The sequence below is a fragment of the Streptomyces coryli genome, assembly GCF_011044975.1.
In the GTDB taxonomy this organism is placed as follows: Bacteria; Actinomycetota; Actinomycetes; order Streptomycetales; family Streptomycetaceae; genus Streptomyces; species Streptomyces coryli.
The window spans coordinates 1-1,468 of record NZ_JAAKZV010000524.1; the positions used below are offsets into that span (position 1 = coordinate 1).

The 1,468-nt window shown below is 68.6% G+C and carries 1 protein-coding gene; it reads right to left on the reverse strand.

Features of this window, described 5'->3' with window-relative positions:
• Positions 1-186: 186 nt before the first annotated feature.
• The gene (locus G5C51_RS41930) at positions 187-1,017 is read right to left on the reverse strand and encodes a MerR family transcriptional regulator (protein ID WP_165246175.1); all 831 of its coding nucleotides are present in this window, start codon (positions 1,015-1,017) and stop codon (positions 187-189) included.
• Positions 1,018-1,468 lie beyond the last annotated feature (451 nt).

Sequence of the window (1,468 nt, forward strand, 5' to 3'; positions counted from 1 at the left end):
AGCGACAGCACCCGCCCGAATGCGCGTGGGTTCGCGGTTTCCTGGCTGAGGGAATCCGGGAACCCCTGCGGGGCGGGGTGCTCCAGTGCGCTGGGCGGCTTGGGTTCGCCCCCGGATCGAGGCGGTCCCGCTCTCCCAGGGCGGAGCCCCGGGAGAGTCGCGGCCACGGTGCTTCGGCTGCGTTGGCTATTGGGCCAGGACGGCTTGGAGTTCCGTGACCCACTTGGAGCGGTCGTCCGGCGGGCAGGACAGCGAGACCTCGCGGACGTAGCCCACCTGCTGGCGGCCGTTGTCTTCGATCCAGCGGAGCAGCAGTTGCTCGGTGGCCAGCACCTCGCCCTGCATGGGCCCGCGGTGCACGATCGTGGCGGCTTCGGCCACCCCCGGCAGATGGACGACATCGAAGCCCCGGTCTCGGGGCACTGCGTCGGGGTCGACCGGCAGGGCGGCGTGCACTGTGATCGCGCCGCCGCCTTCGGGTGCGTCCTCGTAGTAGGCGACGCCCGGCCCGACCGGTCGCACCGCTGCCGCGTCCGTCAGCCGACACAGCTGCTCGAAGAGCGGACCGATCACCGGTCCGATGTGCTCGGGCTCCCAGCTCTCGGCGGTCGCCGACAGCTCCGCCACCCATTGTCCGGGCAGGTTCTTGATCACTACGTCGTCCGCGGGCATCCGTCCCTCACTCTCGATCGTCCGGAGTCTCGCCTCGACCTGGCCCAGCCGTGCTTGCGCGGCCGCCATCTCCGTCTCCAGTTCCGCTCTGCGCAGGCGGAGCATGCCGCGCAACTCCTCGGCGTTCACTTGCTCGTCGACGATGGTGCCGACCTGTTCCAGGCTGAAGCCGAGTTCCTTGAGCGCGACGATGCGATTGAGGCGGGCGAGCTGGCCGGCGGCGTAATACCGGTAGCCGCTTGCCGGGTCTGTGCGCTGCGGGCGCAGCAGGCCGAGGGCGTCGTAGTGCCGCAGCATCCGGATCGACACCTGGCCGTATCTGGCGAACTCTCCGATGGTCAACATGACGACTCCAGTGCAGGGCCTCACACGGTGTCAGGGTCAACACCTCTGATCAATCGCTCAGAACTGGGCTGCTCAGCGCCGCTGAAGCGTGATCACGTACCACCTGCGACTCTCGGGATCTGCCATGACACGGCAAGTTATGAGAGTTGCTCGCGGCTTCCACGAGTTCCGCGCAGATTCCCCCTGGGTCACCGCCGTCTAACTGGCCCCGGCCTGCCCAGATGCGCGCCGTCGACGCGGCCATGGCTCCGGAACCCATGCGAACTCCAGCATTGCTGCGCGCAATAGACCGCCGCACGGCTCGACCTTGGCGTGCAGTCCCGCCCGTAGGCCATCGCGTCGTGGTTGAGCTCGATGCGGGTGAGTTGGTAGCGGATGGTGACGGCCGCGTCGCCGTCTTGAGTTCCGGGCGGTGCCAGTGGGTTGGCTGGCTACGGGAGGAGTGGGGGGC

Excerpts from the sequence above, each read along its gene's own strand:
- G5C51_RS41930 (WP_165246175.1), bottom strand. The coding sequence starts at position 1,017 with ATGTTGACCATCGGAGAGTTCGCCAGATACGGCCAGGTGTCGATCCGG.